13 protein-coding genes and 1 pseudogene are annotated in these 15,907 nt (G+C 59.5%); 7 read left to right on the top strand and 7 right to left on the bottom strand.

Annotated features, from left to right (window positions below; genetic code table 11):
- Positions 1–109: 109 nt before the first annotated feature.
- The 4 genes from AC1D19_RS07155 to edd form a co-directional block, all read right to left on the bottom strand.
- Positions 110–1,537, bottom strand: coding sequence for an ATP-binding protein (locus AC1D19_RS07155; protein WP_477755244.1), 1,428 nt, complete (start codon positions 1,535–1,537; stop codon positions 110–112).
- A 31-nt stretch (positions 1,538–1,568) separates the two neighbouring features.
- On the bottom strand, positions 1,569–2,300 hold the full coding sequence (locus AC1D19_RS07150) for a response regulator (protein WP_223548771.1): 732 nt from the start codon (positions 2,298–2,300) through the stop codon (positions 1,569–1,571).
- Between the two features lie 178 nt (positions 2,301–2,478).
- Complete coding sequence (locus tag AC1D19_RS07145) at positions 2,479–3,438, bottom strand: glucokinase (protein ID WP_477762796.1); 960 nt, start codon at positions 3,436–3,438, stop codon at positions 2,479–2,481.
- Positions 3,435–5,261 (bottom strand): phosphogluconate dehydratase, encoded by a 1,827-nt coding sequence (edd, locus tag AC1D19_RS07140; RefSeq protein WP_223445794.1) that lies wholly within the window; start codon positions 5,259–5,261, stop codon positions 3,435–3,437. Before edd ends, AC1D19_RS07145 begins: the two co-directional genes overlap by 4 nt.
- A 220-nt stretch (positions 5,262–5,481) precedes the next feature.
- Between edd and gap the strand changes: the two genes are divergently transcribed.
- From gap to AC1D19_RS07125, 3 genes are all read left to right on the top strand, one after another.
- On the top strand, positions 5,482–6,483 hold the full coding sequence (gap, locus tag AC1D19_RS07135) for a type I glyceraldehyde-3-phosphate dehydrogenase (protein ID WP_477762795.1): 1,002 nt from the start codon (positions 5,482–5,484) through the stop codon (positions 6,481–6,483).
- An 88-nt stretch (positions 6,484–6,571) separates the two neighbouring features.
- Positions 6,572–7,036, top strand: coding sequence for a methylglyoxal synthase (locus AC1D19_RS07130; RefSeq protein ID WP_477762794.1), 465 nt, complete (start codon positions 6,572–6,574; stop codon positions 7,034–7,036).
- A 241-nt stretch (positions 7,037–7,277) separates the two neighbouring features.
- On the top strand, positions 7,278–8,012 hold the full coding sequence (locus tag AC1D19_RS07125; protein ID WP_477762793.1) for a hypothetical protein: 735 nt from the start codon (positions 7,278–7,280) through the stop codon (positions 8,010–8,012).
- A 61-nt stretch (positions 8,013–8,073) separates the two neighbouring features.
- Here AC1D19_RS07125 and AC1D19_RS07120 read toward each other — a convergent pair whose 3' ends face one another.
- Positions 8,074–8,946 carry a hypothetical protein gene (locus tag AC1D19_RS07120; RefSeq protein ID WP_477752512.1) on the bottom strand — a complete coding sequence of 291 codons (873 nt, stop codon included), beginning with the start codon at positions 8,944–8,946 and terminating at the stop codon, positions 8,074–8,076.
- A gap of 359 nt (positions 8,947–9,305) precedes the next feature.
- Between AC1D19_RS07120 and AC1D19_RS07115 the strand changes: the two are divergent.
- The 3 genes and pseudogenes from AC1D19_RS07115 to AC1D19_RS07105 all read left to right on the top strand — a co-directional run.
- Positions 9,306–10,586: pseudogene (locus tag AC1D19_RS07115) on the top strand (methyl-accepting chemotaxis protein); the annotation flags it as partial.
- 102 nt (positions 10,587–10,688) lie between these two features.
- On the top strand, positions 10,689–11,444 hold the full coding sequence (locus AC1D19_RS07110) for a methyl-accepting chemotaxis protein (protein ID WP_477762827.1): 756 nt from the start codon (positions 10,689–10,691) through the stop codon (positions 11,442–11,444).
- A gap of 75 nt (positions 11,445–11,519) precedes the next feature.
- Positions 11,520–12,869, top strand: coding sequence for a CoA transferase (locus tag AC1D19_RS07105; RefSeq protein WP_477762792.1), 1,350 nt, complete (start codon positions 11,520–11,522; stop codon positions 12,867–12,869).
- 144 nt (positions 12,870–13,013) lie between these two features.
- Here AC1D19_RS07105 and AC1D19_RS07100 read toward each other — a convergent pair whose 3' ends face one another.
- Positions 13,014–13,877: a DNA-3-methyladenine glycosylase family protein gene (locus AC1D19_RS07100; RefSeq protein WP_477762791.1), complete on the bottom strand. Its 864-nt coding sequence runs from the start codon at positions 13,875–13,877 to the stop codon at positions 13,014–13,016.
- A complete protein-coding gene (locus tag AC1D19_RS07095) occupies positions 13,874–14,008 on the bottom strand; it encodes a hypothetical protein (protein WP_477752567.1) in 135 nt (44 codons plus the stop codon). The genes AC1D19_RS07100 and AC1D19_RS07095 overlap by 4 nt, the downstream gene beginning before the upstream one ends.
- A gap of 440 nt (positions 14,009–14,448) precedes the next feature.
- On the opposite strand from AC1D19_RS07095, the gene arcD reads away from it, so the two are divergent.
- Positions 14,449–15,876, top strand: a complete 1,428-nt coding sequence (arcD, locus tag AC1D19_RS07090) for an arginine-ornithine antiporter (RefSeq protein ID WP_477752515.1) — start codon at positions 14,449–14,451, stop codon at positions 15,874–15,876.
- Positions 15,877–15,907 lie beyond the last annotated feature (31 nt).

Genomic DNA, 15,907 nt, shown 5'->3' with positions numbered 1-15,907 from the left:
ACTCAGTGACAAAGAAAGATCAAAAGATCGCAGCCTGCGGCAGCTCCTACGCCGATCTCTGTAGGAGCTGCCGAAGGCTCGGGCCGCGTTCGGACGATCTTTTGATCTTTCAATCAACCGAACGCGGCAACTGCAGGGTCACCCGCAACCCGCCTTCACGCAGATTCTGCAAACTCACTTCACCGCCATGGCTATGGGCAATGTTGCGGGCAATCCCCAGCCCCAACCCATAACCCTGCTGCTGCCCGGCCAGGCGAAAGTGCGGTTCGAACACCTGCTCCAGCCGCTGCTCCGGTACGCCCGGCCCTTCATCATCGACGTGCAGGATGAACGCGCTTTCGTCGTCATCGATGTGCAGGTGCGCGTTCTGCCCATACTTCAACGCATTGTCGATCAGGTTGCCGATGCAGCGCTTGAGCGCCAGCGGTTTCCCCGGATAGGCCGCCAGCGCCCGCCCCTGCTGGGTCACGCGGCCGTTGCCGTTCGGCGCGAGATAGGGCTCCACCAGGCAGTCGAGCACATGGTTGAGGTCCACCGGCTCGATGTTCTCGTGGATATCGGTGTCTTTCACGCATTGCAGCGCGCCCTTGACCAGCAATTCGAGCTCGTCCAGATCGCGGCCGAACTTGGCTTGCAACTTCTCATCTTCCAGCAATTCAACGCGCAACCGCAGTCGGGTAATCGGCGTGCGCAAATCATGGGAAATCGCGCTGAACAACTGGCTGCGCTCGGTCAGGTAACGACTGATGCGCTCGCGCATGGTGTTGAAGGCGCGCCCGACCTCGACCACTTCGCTACCCCCGCCTTCGGCCACCGGTTCCACGTCGGCCCCCAGCGACAGGTCCCGCGCCGCCCGCGCCAGGCGCTTGAGCGGACGACTCTGCCAGTGCACCAGCAGGCCGATGAACAACAGCAGAAAGCTGCTGGTCAGGACGATGAACCACACCTGCTGCGCCGGCAGGCCCTGCTCTTCAAGACTGGTGTAGGGCTCGGGCAAAAGCGAGGCGATGTACAGCCACTCGCCCGGCGCCATCTGGATCTGCGTGACCAGTACCGGCGGGTTCACCGGTTCCAGGGTCAGCGCGTAGTGCGCCCATGAGCGTGGCAACTCATCGAGCTTCAGGCCGCCATTGAAGATGCGCAGGTCTTCCGGGCTGACGAAGGTCACCGAGATGTCGGCGTCCTGACCGAGGGACTGGCGTAGCACTTCGTCCACCGCTTTGAGCACCGCTTCTTTGCGCGGGGTGATGGGCAGCACTTCCATGCCCAGGGGTTTGTCATTGAGCGTCACCACGAACCGGGTGCCGCCCATGCTGCGCAACTGATCGAGCACCAAGGGCCGAAACGCCACTGGCAACGAACGAAAATAACTGACACTGGCCGTCATCGAATGGGCCAGGCTGCGGGCGCTGGTGACCAGGCCCTCGAGCTGCGTGGCACGCAGTTGCGATACCCAGATCACGCTCGACAACGCTTGGGCGAACAACACCGCCAGCAGGGTCAACAGCAACATCCGCCCGAGCAGCGAACGCGGCATCGGCACCTTGGCGGCGAGCTTGCGCAATAGCTTAGTGGCCATTGCTGGCAACCACATTGGCTGCCAATTGGTAGCCGCTGCCGCGCACGGTGCGGATCAGCCGTGGCGGTTTTTCCGTATCGCGCAGGCGCTGGCGCAACCGGCTGACCGCCATGTCGACGATGCGATCGAGGGGCATCAACTCACGGCCACGAGTGGCGTTGCCGATGGTGTCGCGGTCGAGGATTTCCTGCGGGTGATCGAGGAACAGTTTCAGCAGCGCGAAGTCGGCGCCCGAGAGAATCACCTCTTCGCCATCGATGTGAAACAGCCGATGGCTGACCATGTCCAGCCGCCAGTCATCAAAGGCCAGCACCTCACCGCCGCTACGTTCCTGACCAAACTGCGCGCGGCGCAGCAACGCCTTGATCCGCGCCTGCAATTCCCGTGGGCTGAACGGCTTGCCGAGGTAATCGTCGGCGCCCAGTTCCAGGCCGATGACGCGGTCGGCTTCATCGGAACTGGCGGTGAGCATGATGATCGGCACCTGTGCCTGGCGTGGATGCTGGCGAATCCAGCGACACAGGCTGAAGCCGTCTTCGTCGGGCAGCATCACATCAAGGATCACCAGATCGGCCGGCGCGTCGTTCAGCGCCTGGCGAAAACCGGCGCCGTCGGCGGTGGCACGCACCTGGAAACCGGCGCGGGTCAGGTAGGTGTCCAGCAACTCGCGTATCTCTTGATCGTCATCGACCAACAAAATCGACTTGTTGACTGAGCTCACGGGCGGCGTCCTTGTTGTTTGAATTGGGCGGATTATGCCTGATGCGCAAAATATACAAACACCACAGAAACAACTGTGGGAGCGAGCCTGCTCGCGAAAGCGGTTTTACATTCAACACATTCGTTGACTGACACACCGCATTCGCGAGCAGGCTCGCTCCCACATTTTGATCGCATTTTCAAACCGGAATAGATTGCTCCAGCGCTACACCTGCGCCGACGAGGCCCGAATACGGCGCCGTCACCAGCCACACCGGAATCCCCTTGAAGTAATCGCTCATGCAACCCTTGTCGGCGAAGCACCGGGCGAAACCGCTTTCGAGGAAGAAATCGGCAAACCGCGGAATCACCCCGCCAACGATGTACACGCCACCGCGACCACCGGTGGTCAGCACGTTGTTGCCGGCCACGCGACCGAGCCAGCAGCAGAACTGCTCAAGCACTTCCACGGCAATCGGATCGCCCGCCAGCCCGGCAGCGGTAATCGCTTCCGGTGTGTCGAGCACCGGCGTGTGTCCATCCACCGCACAAATCGCCCGATAGACGCGGGGCAAGCCGCCACCGCTCAGGGCTGTCTCTGCACTGACATGGCCAATTTCGTTGAAGATGTGCTGCCAGAGTTGAGTTTCACGCGGACTGCTCAATGGCAGATCAACGTGACCGCCCTCCCCCGGCAACGCGGCGAATCGGCCCTCGCCCAAATCGAGCAAGGTGCCGACACCCAGGCCGGTGCCCGGGCCAATCACCACCGCCGGACGCAACGTCTCCGGCGTGCCTTCGCAGACCACGCGGAATTCGCCGGGCTGCAAACGGGTCATGCCCAGGGCCATGGCCGAGAAGTCGTTGACCAGCAACAGTTGCTCGACCTGCAAGGTCTGGCAAAAGCCCTTGCGGCTCAGGCGCCAGTGATTGTTGGTGAACTTGAATTCATCGCCACTCACGGGACCGGCCACCGACAGGCACACCGAACCGATCGACCCCGGTGCCAGCCCCAGGCCATTGAGGTAGAGGCTGATTGCCTCCTCCGGGCTGGGGAAATCTGCTGTCGCCAGCACCTGGACCGATTCCAGTTGCTGGTTTTTCCACAACGCGAAACGTGCGTTGGTCCCACCGATGTCACCGACCAAAGCCAGTTTCAATTAAGCGTCTCCAGGGCAGAAGTGAAGGCGCTGGCGCCCTGCTCCGCCGAGCTGAAGGCCATGCGCATGAAACCAAACAGCTCGCGACCGGTGCCGATGTTGTTACCCAACAGACCTTTGGCCGGTGTGCGCGCTGCAAATTCTTCGGCATCCACCTTAAGCTCCAGGGTGCCTTTGACGCCATCGACGCGGATGATATCGCCCTCTTGCACCCGCGCCAAAGCGCCACCGACATAAGCTTCGGGGCTGACATGAATGGCCGCCGGAATTTTCCCCGACGCGCCGGACATGCGCCCATCCGTTACCAGCGCCACCTTGAAGCCACGGTCCTGCAACACGCCGAGGAACGGTGTCATCTTGTGCAGTTCCGGCATGCCGTTGGAGCGCGGGCCCTGGAAGCGCATCACTGCGACAAAATCCTTCTCCAGCAAACCGGCCTTGAAGGCATCGGCCAGGTCCTGCTGATCCTGGAACACCATGGCTGGCGCTTCGACGACCTGGTTTTCCACGGCCACGGCGGAGACTTTCATCACGCCACGACCGAGGTTGCCTTCCATCACCCGCAGGCCACCCTCTGCCGAGAACGCGCGGGCGACCGGGCGCAGGATGCTTTCATCGAGGCTGTCGGTCACGCCTTCGCGCCAGACCAACTGTCCATTGTCGAGGAACGGTTCCTGGGTGTAGCGGCTCAGGCCGTGGCCCATCACGGTGTTGACGTTTTCGTGGAGCAATCCGGCTTCCAGCAGTTCGCGGATCAGGAACGACATGCCGCCCGCCGCCTGGAAGTGGTTGATGTCGGCTTTGCCGTTCGGGTAGACGTGGCTCAGGGTCGGCACGACTTCGGAGAGGTCGGCCATGTCCTGCCAGGTCAGCTGAATGCCCGCCGCCATGGCGATGGCCGGCATGTGCAAGGTGTGGTTGGTCGAGCCGCCGGTGGCGTGCAGCGCAACAATCGAGTTGACCAGCGAACGCTCGTCGACGATTTCACCAATCGGGATGTAGTCACCGTTCTGCTTGGTCAAACGCGTGACCTGATGCGCCGCTTCGCGGGTCAAGGCATCGCGCAATGGCGTATTCGGGTTGACGAAGGACGCGCCCGGCAGGTGCAGGCCCATGACTTCCATCAACAACTGGTTGGTGTTGGCGGTGCCGTAGAAGGTGCAAGTGCCAGGGCTGTGGTAGGACTTCATTTCCGATTCCAGCAGCTCCTCGCGGGTCGCCTTGCCTTCGGCGTACTTCTGGCGCACGTCGGCTTTTTGCTTGTTGGAAATGCCCGAGACCATCGGCCCGCCCGGTACGAAGATCATCGGCAGATGGCCGAAGCGCAGCGCGCCCATCATCAGGCCCGGCACGATCTTGTCGCAGATGCCGAGCAGCAGCGCGCCGTCGAACATGTTGTGGGACAGCGCCACGGCCGTGGACAACGCGATCACTTCACGGCTCGGCAGGCTCAGTTCCATGCCCGGCTCGCCCTGGGTCACGCCATCGCACATGGCCGGGGTGCCACCGGCGAACTGGCCGACGGAGCCGATTTCGCGCAGGGCTTTCTTGATCAGTTCGGGGAAGACTTCGTACGGCTGGTGCGCCGAGAGCATGTCGTTATATGACGAAACTATCGCGATGTTGGCGGAGTTCATCATCCGCAGGCTGTGCTTGTCATCGCTGCCGCAACCGGCCACGCCGTGGGCGAAGTTGGCGCATTGCAGCTTGCCGCGCATCGGACCGTCGCTGGCCGCACCGCGGATCAATGCAAGGTAGGCCTCACGCGTGGCGCGGCTGCGGGCGATAAGCCGTTCAGTGACCTCAAGGACGCGGGGATGCATGTGTAGAACTCCAGGCTAACGGATGTGGCGACCTGATTGTCTATGTTGATCAAAGGCCGGTGTCGATGGGATGACAGACGGTTTGTTTGACCATTCGGACCAGTTGATTCAGGTCACTCGTTGTAGATCGAACAAAATATTGCCATCAAAAAGGCTTGTTTTCTATTTTTTTACGAATAATCTTGTAATTCCAACAACAAAACGACGGTAGCGCCGCAATATGACTCTTCGAATCGCAATCAATGGTTTTGGCCGCATCGGCCGTAATGTCCTGCGTGCACTCTATACCCAGGGCTACCGTCAGGATCTGCAGATCGTCGCCATCAACGACCTGGGCGACAGCGCGATCAATGCTCATCTGCTCAAGTACGACACCGTTCACGGCACGTTCGATGCCGATGTCCAGCACGATCTGGAGACCCTGACGGTCAACGGCGACCGCATTTCGGTCAGCGCCATCCGCAACCCGGCCGACCTGCCTTGGGCCGCGGAAAAAATTGATGTGGTGTTCGAATGCACCGGTCTGTTCACCGACCGGGCCAAAGCCGCCGCGCATATTACAGCCGGCGCGCGCAAAGTGATCATCTCGGCCCCGGCCAAAGGCGCCGACGCTACCGTGGTTTACGGGGTGAACCACGACATTCTGCGCCAATCGCACCAGATCATTTCCAACGCATCGTGCACCACCAACTGCCTGGCCCCGGTGGCCCAGGTGTTGCATCGCGAATTGGGTATCGAAAGCGGTCTGATGACCACCATCCACGCCTACACCAACGATCAGCACCTGACCGACGTCTATCACGTCGACCCGTACCGCGCCCGTTCGGCCACCCAGAACATGATCCCGAGCAAGACCGGTGCTGCCGAAGCGGTGGGCCTGGTGCTGCCGGAACTGGCGGGCAAATTGACCGGCATGTCGGTGCGCGTACCGGTGATCAATGTGTCGCTGGTGGACCTGACGGTGCAACTCAAGCGCGAAGCGTCGGCCGATGAGGTCAATGCGCTGATGAAAGAAGCCAGCCAGCACTCGAAGATCCTTGGGTACAACACCCTGCCGCTGGTCTCCAGCGACTTCAACCACAACCCGCTGTCGTCGATCTTCGACGCCAACCACACCAAGGCCAGCGGCAAGCTGCTCAAGGTATTGGCGTGGTATGACAACGAGTGGGGCTTCTCCAACCGCATGCTCGATAACTGCCTGGCGCTGTGCAACGCCGAGTAAGCGAAGCTTACGACTGTAGGAGCTGCCGAAGGCTGCTCCTACAGATACGTGCAATGCACAGCATCGTGTTCATGCCTTGGAGCCCCCCATGATCGGCATCAGCTTTACACAAAAGACCCTGGCGGCGCGCAAGCGTATCGCCCTGGTCGCCCATGACCACTGCAAGGTGTTCTTGCTGGACTGGGCCGAACGGCAAAAAGACAGACTGGCCCAACATGATCTGGTCGCCACCGGCACCACGGGGTTGTTGTTGCAACAACGCCTCGACCTGTCGGTGCAAAGCATGATCAGCGGGCCACTGGGCGGCGACCAACAGCTCGGTGCGCAAATCGCCGAGCAGCGGGTCGACATGCTGGTGTTTTTCTGGGACCCGTTCGAACCCCAGCCCCACGACCCGGATATCAAGGCATTGCTGCGGGTCGCGGCGGTGTGGAACATCCCGGTGGCCTGCAATGAATGCAGCGCCGACTACCTGCTCAGCAGCCCGTTGATGGATCAGGCACATACCCATCGGATTCCCGATTACGCGACCTATTTGCAGGGTCGTGCGTAAATGTGCTGTGGCCCGCAGTTCGCCGCGCCTGAGTGCCTGGCTGGGCAATCTGTGGATCTGGTCACGACCGGAATCACTGTCGCAAGTCACCTGAAGTCTCCTCAAGCCGCCCTGTAACAGCCGACAACGGCACACTTGAAAGTACCTACTTCCTGTTCGGATTTCTCCTACGTGTTTATCAGGTCATCCATGACCGGGTTTGGCCGTTAAGCACCATGAACCCCCACAACGAGAAGCTGACATGAATGTAAGTGCCGCTGCATCTTTTCAAGTTCCGTATCCGCAAACATTGAAGGCGAGCACGGAAAAAGCCCAGCCTGAGAAAGTCGACATTCCGGTAATGGATGACAGGTTAAGGTTGACCATCGAGAAACTCCGAGCTCCTCAAAGTGAAGCTAGAAATCTCAGCAGCGAAAAACTGAATGAGGTGGAGGAGTTTTTGAATGCGCTCGAACCACTTAACGAGTTCACTGACCTCCCCCCTCGGATAAAAAGCTACAGACATTCAATGATTAGGCATCATGAATTCTACGCAAGTTTGACGCTAAAAAAAATGGAAGGGATTTACTCCGATTTCAAAAAAGACCTGCAAAGCAAATGGTCTGGCTTGGCCAATAAAGTAATGGGCTTCACCGTGGCCGAAGACGGTCAGTTGAAAGTCACTTCGCCCCCCGACACACTGACTGCCAGGGATGAGGAGATATTGAATACCCTGTTGAACGAGACCAAAGGTTTGCAAACCCTGACACTCAAGCATGCCAAGCTCGTAATCGAACTGGTCCAAATGGATAAACCACAGTTCGAAGGCAAGGTGAATCTTGACCTGCGCAACTTCCATAAGATGATTGACTATGGATTATTGCTGAACAAAGGTGCGCTTGACCTGAGAAATTCAGACTCCTGGCTGGATCAATTGCATAAAAACGCTGAAAAATATCCGTTTGAAAAAAGGCAGGGGCTACACATCGAAGCCTGATCGTTTGATAAAGCCCGGTAACGCGGGTGTGCACTACCGCGTTACCGGGAATATAACAGGCCTAGTTACGCAACATATTTTGATAGCATATCTGAGCAAATGAAACGTTCCGCACGTTGTAACCTCCCACCCCCGAATCCTCTTTGCGTTGAACCTGGATCAACCAATACCCCAGGTTGTATTCAACTTCCCACTTATAGCGATACTTGCCACTGCTGGTCCAGAAAGGATCAGACTTCAACTGGCCATAACACCTGCCCAACTCAAGGGCTTGCACAGCGCTACCAGTGCTGTCCGTTATAAGGTCGAACCTTTCATCATCCGCCCCCGCCCCCTTGTTCAATATCAAGGTAGCGGTAGCACCTTCGAGCGGCTGCCCTGTCGAATCCCTCAACCGGACCGACCAGTTCAAGACTCTGTAGGCCTGTGTGGTCGCCCAGTAGTGCCGCAGATCACCGGTATCGCCCTGGACACGACTGTCGGCGTAGTAAGGCGCTGAACCAAACTCGAGCTTGTAGATATCACCTGCCACGAACGGGGCGGACGGCTTCTTCGAGATACGAACCTGAACTTCCTCATTCGGCTGTAAGCCAGACACCGTAAAGGGTACACCCCAAGGGATTACGGCCCATGTGCCATTTCGATTGTATTCCAGCGTCAATGGCCCGCCTTTCGTCCCACTCGCATGGATCCACACATCCTGTCCCCGCACCGCCATGAAGCTGTATTGCTTCACATCCGTTTCGTCAGCCAGACTTTCCTTGAGGGTGTTCAGTTTGTCCGGCAATACCGTTGCCGCCGAGGGAATTTGAGAGGCGATACCCGAAACAGCTGCCGAGCTCAGAAAAGACATCGCAGGTGCCGCACCTGCCGCCAATAACATCCCCCAAAACAACAACACCGAGCGAAGCCCGATCCCTTTAAAACAAGTCATACACATGAAGTCCTTCTCATTATTTTTTGTCAGATGCCAGAAGCGAAAACTTCCGCAAGCGTTCCACCGAGGTGGCCTGCGCATTTAAGCGGTCTGCCCTGAATGAGAAGCGGTACATATGTATTTCGTGAATTTCATTTTCGGCGCCACTGCCATGAAATGACTCCGCGCTTTTTCCTCTTTTTACCCCCATTTTCGGCACATTTTTCTGCGCAAACGTTCAACCACTACCGTTCGTCGAGTTGCCCCTCATGTAACCTCAGCGCCACGCCGATGTGCATTGGTCGGCGCTAAATGGATTTAGCGAGTGAGCCGCAACGGCCCACAGCCAACACTTCATCCATTCGCGAGTTCGCCTCATGTTCGACTCACTGTCCATTCGCCTGAAAATCGTCCTGCTGTCCGGTCTGTGCCTGCTGGGTGTAGTCGCCTTGATAGTGGGCATGAACATTTACCAGACCAATCAGAACGATGACCTGGTCAACGATTCCAGCAGCGCAATGCTTACCGCCAGTGTGCAGGACCTGCTTCAGGCCAAAGCCGCCGAGCAAGCGGTGCGGGTGCAGAAGACATTCGGTGAAACCCTGACGGTGGTGACCGCCCTCGCGGACCAGATCAAGGACATGCGCACCCTGGCCGCCAAGCGCGAGCTTGCGCCCGGTGCCCTGCGTGAAGAGTTGAACCAGAGCCTGAAAACCGCCTTTGAGCGTAACGGCAAAGTGCTGGGCATCTGGCTGGCGTTCGAACCCAACGGCCTGGACGGCAAGGACAACGAGTTCGCCAACGACGCCGCCCGCCAGTCTAACGAGATCGGCCGTTTTGCCACCTACTGGAGCCGTGCCGGTGGTGAGTCGCTGAACACCATCATGGTCGAAGAGGACATGACCAAAACCACCCTGAACCTCAGCGGCACGCCGTACAACGTCTGGTACACCTGCCCGCGGGACAGCCAGCGCACCTGCCTGCTCGACCCCTACGCCGATACTGTCGGCGGCAAGGAAGTGTTGATGACCACCATTTCCGTACCGCTGCTGGTGGATGGCAAGTCCATCGGCGTGGTCGGTATCGACATCGCCCTCGATGCCCTGCAAGCGGCGGCGGTTGATTCCCAGCGCGTGCTGTTCAACAGCGCCGGACACATGCTGATCGTCTCCGGCACTGGCGTGCTGGCTGCCTACAGTGTCGATGCCGGTAAAGTCGGCAAGAACATCGGCGACACCCTGGGCGCGGATGGCAAGGACATCCTGCAATTGCTCGCTACTGGCGCGCCGAAGATTCTCCAGCAAGGTGACCTGATCCGCGCGGTGTACCCGGTGAGTCCGATTGCCGATGCCAAGGCCTGGGCCGTGGTCATCGACCTGCCCAGGCAAGTGCTGCTGGCCGACTCGGTGAAGCTGCAGGCCGTGCTCGACGATGCCCAGCAAAGCGGCACGATCAAGGCGCTGTCGGTGGCGGTGATCGCCGGCCTGCTCGGGCTGTTGCTGATGTGGCTCACCGCGTCGGGCGTGACCCGGCCGATCAACAGCGTGGCACAAATGCTCAAGGCGATTGCCAGTGGCGACGGCGACCTGACCCAGCGCCTGCACTACAGCAAGCAGGACGAACTGGGCGAACTGGTGAGCTGGTTCAACCGCTTCCTCGACAAGCTGCAACCGACCATCGCGCAGATCAAGCAAAGCATCACCGATGCCCGTGGCACCGCCGACCAGTCTTCAGAAATCGCCCGCCAGACCAGCGAAGGCATGCAGGTGCAATTCCGCGAAATCGACCAGGTCGCCACCGCGTCCAACGAGATGAGCGCCACCGCCCACGATGTCGCCAACAGCGCCTCGAACGCGGCCAACGCCGCCAAGGGTGCCGACCAGTCGGCCCGCGACGGCATGTCGATCATCGAGCGCAGCACCCGCGACATCAATCAACTGGCCAACGAAGTCAGCAAGGCCGTGACCGAAGTCGAAGCCCTCGCGGTCAACAGCGAGCAGATCGGCTCGGTGCTGGAGGTGATTCGCAGCATCGCCGATCAAACCAACCTGCTGGCCCTCAACGCGGCGATTGAAGCCGCCCGTGCCGGCGAGAGCGGTCGCGGCTTTGCGGTGGTCGCCGATGAAGTGCGTAACCTGGCCAAGCGCACCCAGGATTCGGTGGAAGAAATTCGCCTGGTGATCGAACGCATCCAGTCCGGCACCCGCGGCGTGGTCGCGACCATGCATTCAAGCCAGACCCAGGCCCACAGCAACGCCGGGCAGATTCAGCAGGCGGTCCAGGCCTTGAGCAAGATCAGTGACGCGGTCACCGTGATCAGCGACATGAACCTGCAAATCGCCAGCGCCGCCGAGCAGCAAAGCGCCGTGGCCGAAGAGGTCAACCGCAACGTCTCGGCGATCCGCACCGTCACCGAAACCCTGACCGGCCAGGCCACCGAATCGGCACAGATCAGCAGCCAGCTCAACGCCCTGACCACCCAGCAGATGAAGTTGATGGATCAGTTCCGCGTTTAAACAATCGCCACAGGGATTTCATCTGATCTGGATTTTTTCAACTAAGATCGGGCTCTCGTTCCGGAGGGCCCTTCGATGACTGATCTGCTGACGTCCATTCAAGCTGCACTCGGTTTGCCTTACACCCCGATTCCATTCACGTCCAGCGGCGCCCTGCCCTCGGCGTTTGCCGTCACTGATCTGGCCTGCGCCAGCATGGCCACCGCCGGCCAGGCCGTCAGCGAACTGCTGCACCAACAAACCGGACGCCTGCCCGATCTTGAAGTTGACCGGCGTTTGGCGTCCTTCTGGTTCTCAACCTCGATTCGCCCGATCGGCTGGAGCGTTCCGCCGCTGTGGGATGCGGTGGCCGGTGACTACGCCACCCGCGATGGCTGGATTCGCCTGCACACCAACGCGCCCCACCACCGCGCCGCCGCCGAAAGCGTGCTCGGTGCCTGTACCGACCGTGCAGCGATGGCTTGCCAAGTGGCGCAATGGGCGAAAAGCGAGCTGGAGCAGGCGGTAGTCGATGCCGGTGGCTGTGCCGCCGAAATGCGCACCTGGGATCAATGGCAGACCCATCCTCAAGGCCAGGCGGTAAATGCCGAACCCTTGATTCATTTCACCAACCACCCTGGCCAGAGCGACAAACCGTGGGCGGGTTCAGTGGCCCGGCCACTGTCGGGCATCAAGGTGCTGGACTTGACCCGGGTACTGGCAGGCCCCATCGCCAGCCGCTTTCTGGCAGGCCTGGGCGCTGATGTCTTGCGCATCGATCCGCCGACCTGGAACGAGCCGGGGGTGGTGCCGGAAGTCACGTTGGGAAAACGCTGCGCGCGTCTTGATCTGAATGACAGGTCCGACCGCGGCATATTCGAATGCCTGCTCAAGGATGCCGACATTCTGCTCCACGGTTATCGCGCCGATGCACTGGAGCGACTTGGCCTGGGCATGAATGAGCGCCGGCAACTGAACCCAGGCCTGATCGATGTTTGCCTCAACGCCTATGGCTGGAGCGGCCCCTGGCAAAACCGCCGGGGCTTCGACAGCCTGGTGCAGATGAGCAGCGGCATTGCCGAAGCGGGCATGCGCTGGAAACAGGCGGACAAGCCGACACCGTTGCCGGTGCAGGCCCTCGATCACGCCACCGGGTATTTGATGGCGGCCAGTGCGATCAGGTTGTTGGCAGGACATTTGAGCAGCGGGATGGGGGGATCGGCCCGGTTGTCGTTGGCGCGTACGGCGAAGTTGTTGATCGAACAGGGTGCCGGCCCGAGTGAACCGTTGCGTGGCGAAGATCAAAACGATCAGGGGATACAAGTTGAGCAAACACCGTGGGGACCGGCGCATCGGTTGCACGCTCCGCTGAGGATCATGGGAACGCCTTTGCAATGGGCCTTGCCTGCTACTGAATTGGGTTCCCATCGCGCGCAGTGGTGGTGACGGTGAGATAGCCTTCGCTGGCAAGTCGGATCGCCGCAACGCAGTTCCTACAGGTATTCGCGGAGCACGGACGAATACGATCTACTGTAGGAGCTGGCTTGCCAGCGAAGGCGCCAGACCATTCAGCACAGAATCCGGATCAGCTCAGTCCGCCCGACTCAACGAAGTCCACAGCACCTGCGCCGCATACCCTCGATAAGGCCGCCAGCTTTCGGCTCGCGCCAAAAGCTGCCGCGCCGTCACCGGCCCACCCTCCAGCGCCGCCAATGCATTGATCAACCCCACGTCGCCATTGGGAAATCCATCCATCTCCCGCAACTGTCGCAACGCAATGTATTGCGCCGTCCAGTCGCCAATCCCGTGCAAGGCCAATAACCGCGCTACGCCTCCCTCCCGACCGGGCTCGAACAACCGTGGATCATCGAGTAATGCCTGGGCCACCCCCGACAACGTCCGGCCTCGGCTTTTCGGCATGCCCAGCGCGGCCAGATCTGCACCTGCCAAAACGCTGGCCTCGGGAAACACATGGGTCAACCCCGGCAACCGTGAATGGAATGGCGTGCCGTACTGCGCCACCAGTTTCCCCGCCAATTTGATCGCCGCCACCACTGTGATCTGCTGCCCCAGTACCGCGCGGATCGCCAACTCCAGGCCATCCCACGCCCCCGGCACACGCAGCCCGGGGTGCTCGGCAATCAGCCGCGCCAGCAGCGGATCAACTGCCAGGTGCCGGTGAATCGTGGACAGGTCGGCGTCCAGATCAAACATCCGCCGCACGCTTGCGACGATTGCAGGGACGGCGCCCGGATCAGGAAAATCCAGGGTCAACTCAAGGGCATCCAAGGTGCCAGGCTGGATCGAGAACATACCGCAAGCACCGTTCAAACCGATGCTGCGCGAATACACACCGTCGACCACCGTTTCCAACCCGACAATCGCCCGCGCCGACAAAAACCCGAGTAGCGCCGGCCAGTCATAGGGTGGCTGGTACGCCAGCAACAGCTTCACAGACTCAACAAGCCGCTGTACACGCCATAGGCCGCCAGCCCCGCATAACCCAGAGCGATGCCAGCAATCATCGAACCCACCACCAACGCGATCAACGCGCTCAGGCGAAGCTTGTTCGGTGATTGCGACATCGTTGCATCTCCATTTTTGGGGGCGGCAACTGCCGCGAAGTCGTCACATAACGGGCGGCAACTAAACTGATGAAGAGTAATAACGTTTATTGGATAACGCCAACAAGCTTCTTTTTTACTTGCACAAAATGGCTATTTTTACACCGATATAATCATTTGTTTTATACGTCTTTTTAATACATCAATTCAGTACAAAAAATGCATGAATAAAATTTGCAGATTTTGAAAAACCAACTAGCGTCATAATTCGAAACAAATGCTAAAAAGTTCTTGAATAATCTGCAGAAGCCTCTAGAACAGGCATTACAGGCAGCAACATTGTAAATGATGGCACTCCGCCAACAAACTGGGAACGCTCTCATTTAGTGATCTAAGTCAGCTGATTGAGCAGTCAACGGAATTAGTCTGTTGCCTCTCTTCTCCTGCATTGGAGTCATGCAATGTCTGAAGCTCCCGGAAAACTGAAACTCGGCGCGCTGGTTGCGTTAGTCGTGGGTTCGATGATTGGTGGTGGGATCTTTTCCTTGCCACAAAACATGGCCGCCAGTGCCGATGTCGGCGCCATTCTGATTGGTTGGGCGATCACCGCCGTCGGCATGCTCACCCTGGCGTTTGTGTTCCAGACCCTGGCCAACCGCAAACCCGACCTTGATGGCGGGGTTTACGCCTACGCCAAGGCCGGTTTCGGCGACTACATGGGCTTCTCGTCCGCTTGGGGGTACTGGATCAGTGCCTGGCTGGGCAACGTTGGCTACTTCGTCTTGCTGTTCAGCACGCTCGGCTACTTCTTTCCGCTATTTGGGGAGGGGAATACCCCTGCCGCCGTGATCGGCGCCTCGGTGCTGCTCTGGGCCGTACATTTCCTCGTACTGCGAGGAATAAAGGAAGCAGCGTTCATCAACCTGGTGACCACCGTCGCCAAGATCGTGCCGCTGCTGCTGTTCATGTTGATTGCATTGTTCGCCTTCAAACTGGACATCTTCACCGCCGACATCTGGGGCCTGAAGAACCCGGACCTGGGCAGCGTGATGGACCAGGTACGCAAAATGATGCTGGTCACCGTGTGGGTGTTCATCGGCATCGAAGGCGCGAGCATCTTTTCGGCCCGGGCGGAAAAGCGCAGCGATGTGGGTAAGGCCACTGTGATCGGCTTCGTCACCGTGCTGCTGTTTTTAGTGCTGGTCAACGTGCTGTCGCTGGGGATCATGACCCAGCCGGAACTGGCCAAACTGCAGAACCCCTCAATGGCCGCCGTGCTGGAACACGTGGTCGGTCACTGGGGTGCGGTGCTGATCAGCGTCGGTTTGATCATCTCGTTGCTGGGGGCGTTGCTGTCGTGGGTGCTGCTGTGCGCGGAGATCATGTTCGCCGCCGCCAGGGACCACACCATGCCGGCGTTTTTGCGCAAGGAAAACGCCAACCATGTACCGGTCAACGCCCTGTGGCTGACCAACGCCATGGTGCAGATTTTCCTGATCATCACGCTGTTCTCCGCCAGCACTTACCTGTCGCTGATCTACCTCGCCACCTCGATGATCCTGGTGCCGTACCTGTGGTCGGCGGCCTACGCGTTGCTGTTGGCGGTGCGTGGCGAAAGCTACGAAGGCGCGGCGGGCGAACGGCAGAAGGATCTCATCATCGGCGCCGTGGCCCTGGTCTACGCGATCTGGCTGCTGTACGCCGGCGGCATCAAGTACCTGCTGCTGTCCGCCCTGCTCTACGCCCCCGGCGTGATCCTGTTCGCCAAGGCCAAGCTGGAAATCAACAAACCGGTTTTCACCAACGTCGAGAAGCTGGTTTTCGCTGCGGTGGTCGTCGGCGCCGTGGTGGCGGCCTACGGTCTCTATGACGGCTTCCTGACTCTGTAACTCCCTTGTTTTGTCATCTGGAGGATCACTG

This window comes from Pseudomonas sp. P1_C12 (genome assembly GCF_056406435.1).
This window is presented reverse-complemented; position numbering and strand designations above follow the sequence as displayed.

What these genes read in the sequence shown, in the direction of transcription:
- arcD (WP_477752515.1), top strand. Translation starts at nt 14,449, where the DNA reads ATGTCTGAAGCTCCCGGAAAACTGAAACTCGGCGCGCTGGTTGCGTTA.
- AC1D19_RS07125 (WP_477762793.1), top strand. Translation starts at nt 7,278, where the DNA reads ATGAATGTAAGTGCCGCTGCATCTTTTCAAGTTCCGTATCCGCAAACA.
- AC1D19_RS07155 (WP_477755244.1), bottom strand. Translation starts at nt 1,537, where the DNA reads ATGCCGCGTTCGCTGCTCGGGCGGATGTTGCTGTTGACCCTGCTGGCG.
- gap (WP_477762795.1), top strand. Translation starts at nt 5,482, where the DNA reads ATGACTCTTCGAATCGCAATCAATGGTTTTGGCCGCATCGGCCGTAAT.
- AC1D19_RS07130 (WP_477762794.1), top strand. Translation starts at nt 6,572, where the DNA reads ATGATCGGCATCAGCTTTACACAAAAGACCCTGGCGGCGCGCAAGCGT.
- edd (WP_223445794.1), bottom strand. Translation starts at nt 5,261, where the DNA reads ATGCATCCCCGCGTCCTTGAGGTCACTGAACGGCTTATCGCCCGCAGC.
- AC1D19_RS07120 (WP_477752512.1), bottom strand. Translation starts at nt 8,946, where the DNA reads ATGACTTGTTTTAAAGGGATCGGGCTTCGCTCGGTGTTGTTGTTTTGG.
- AC1D19_RS07095 (WP_477752567.1), bottom strand. Translation starts at nt 14,008, where the DNA reads ATGTCGCAATCACCGAACAAGCTTCGCCTGAGCGCGTTGATCGCGTTG.
- AC1D19_RS07110 (WP_477762827.1), top strand. Translation starts at nt 10,689, where the DNA reads ATGCAGGTGCAATTCCGCGAAATCGACCAGGTCGCCACCGCGTCCAAC.
- AC1D19_RS07105 (WP_477762792.1), top strand. Translation starts at nt 11,520, where the DNA reads ATGACTGATCTGCTGACGTCCATTCAAGCTGCACTCGGTTTGCCTTAC.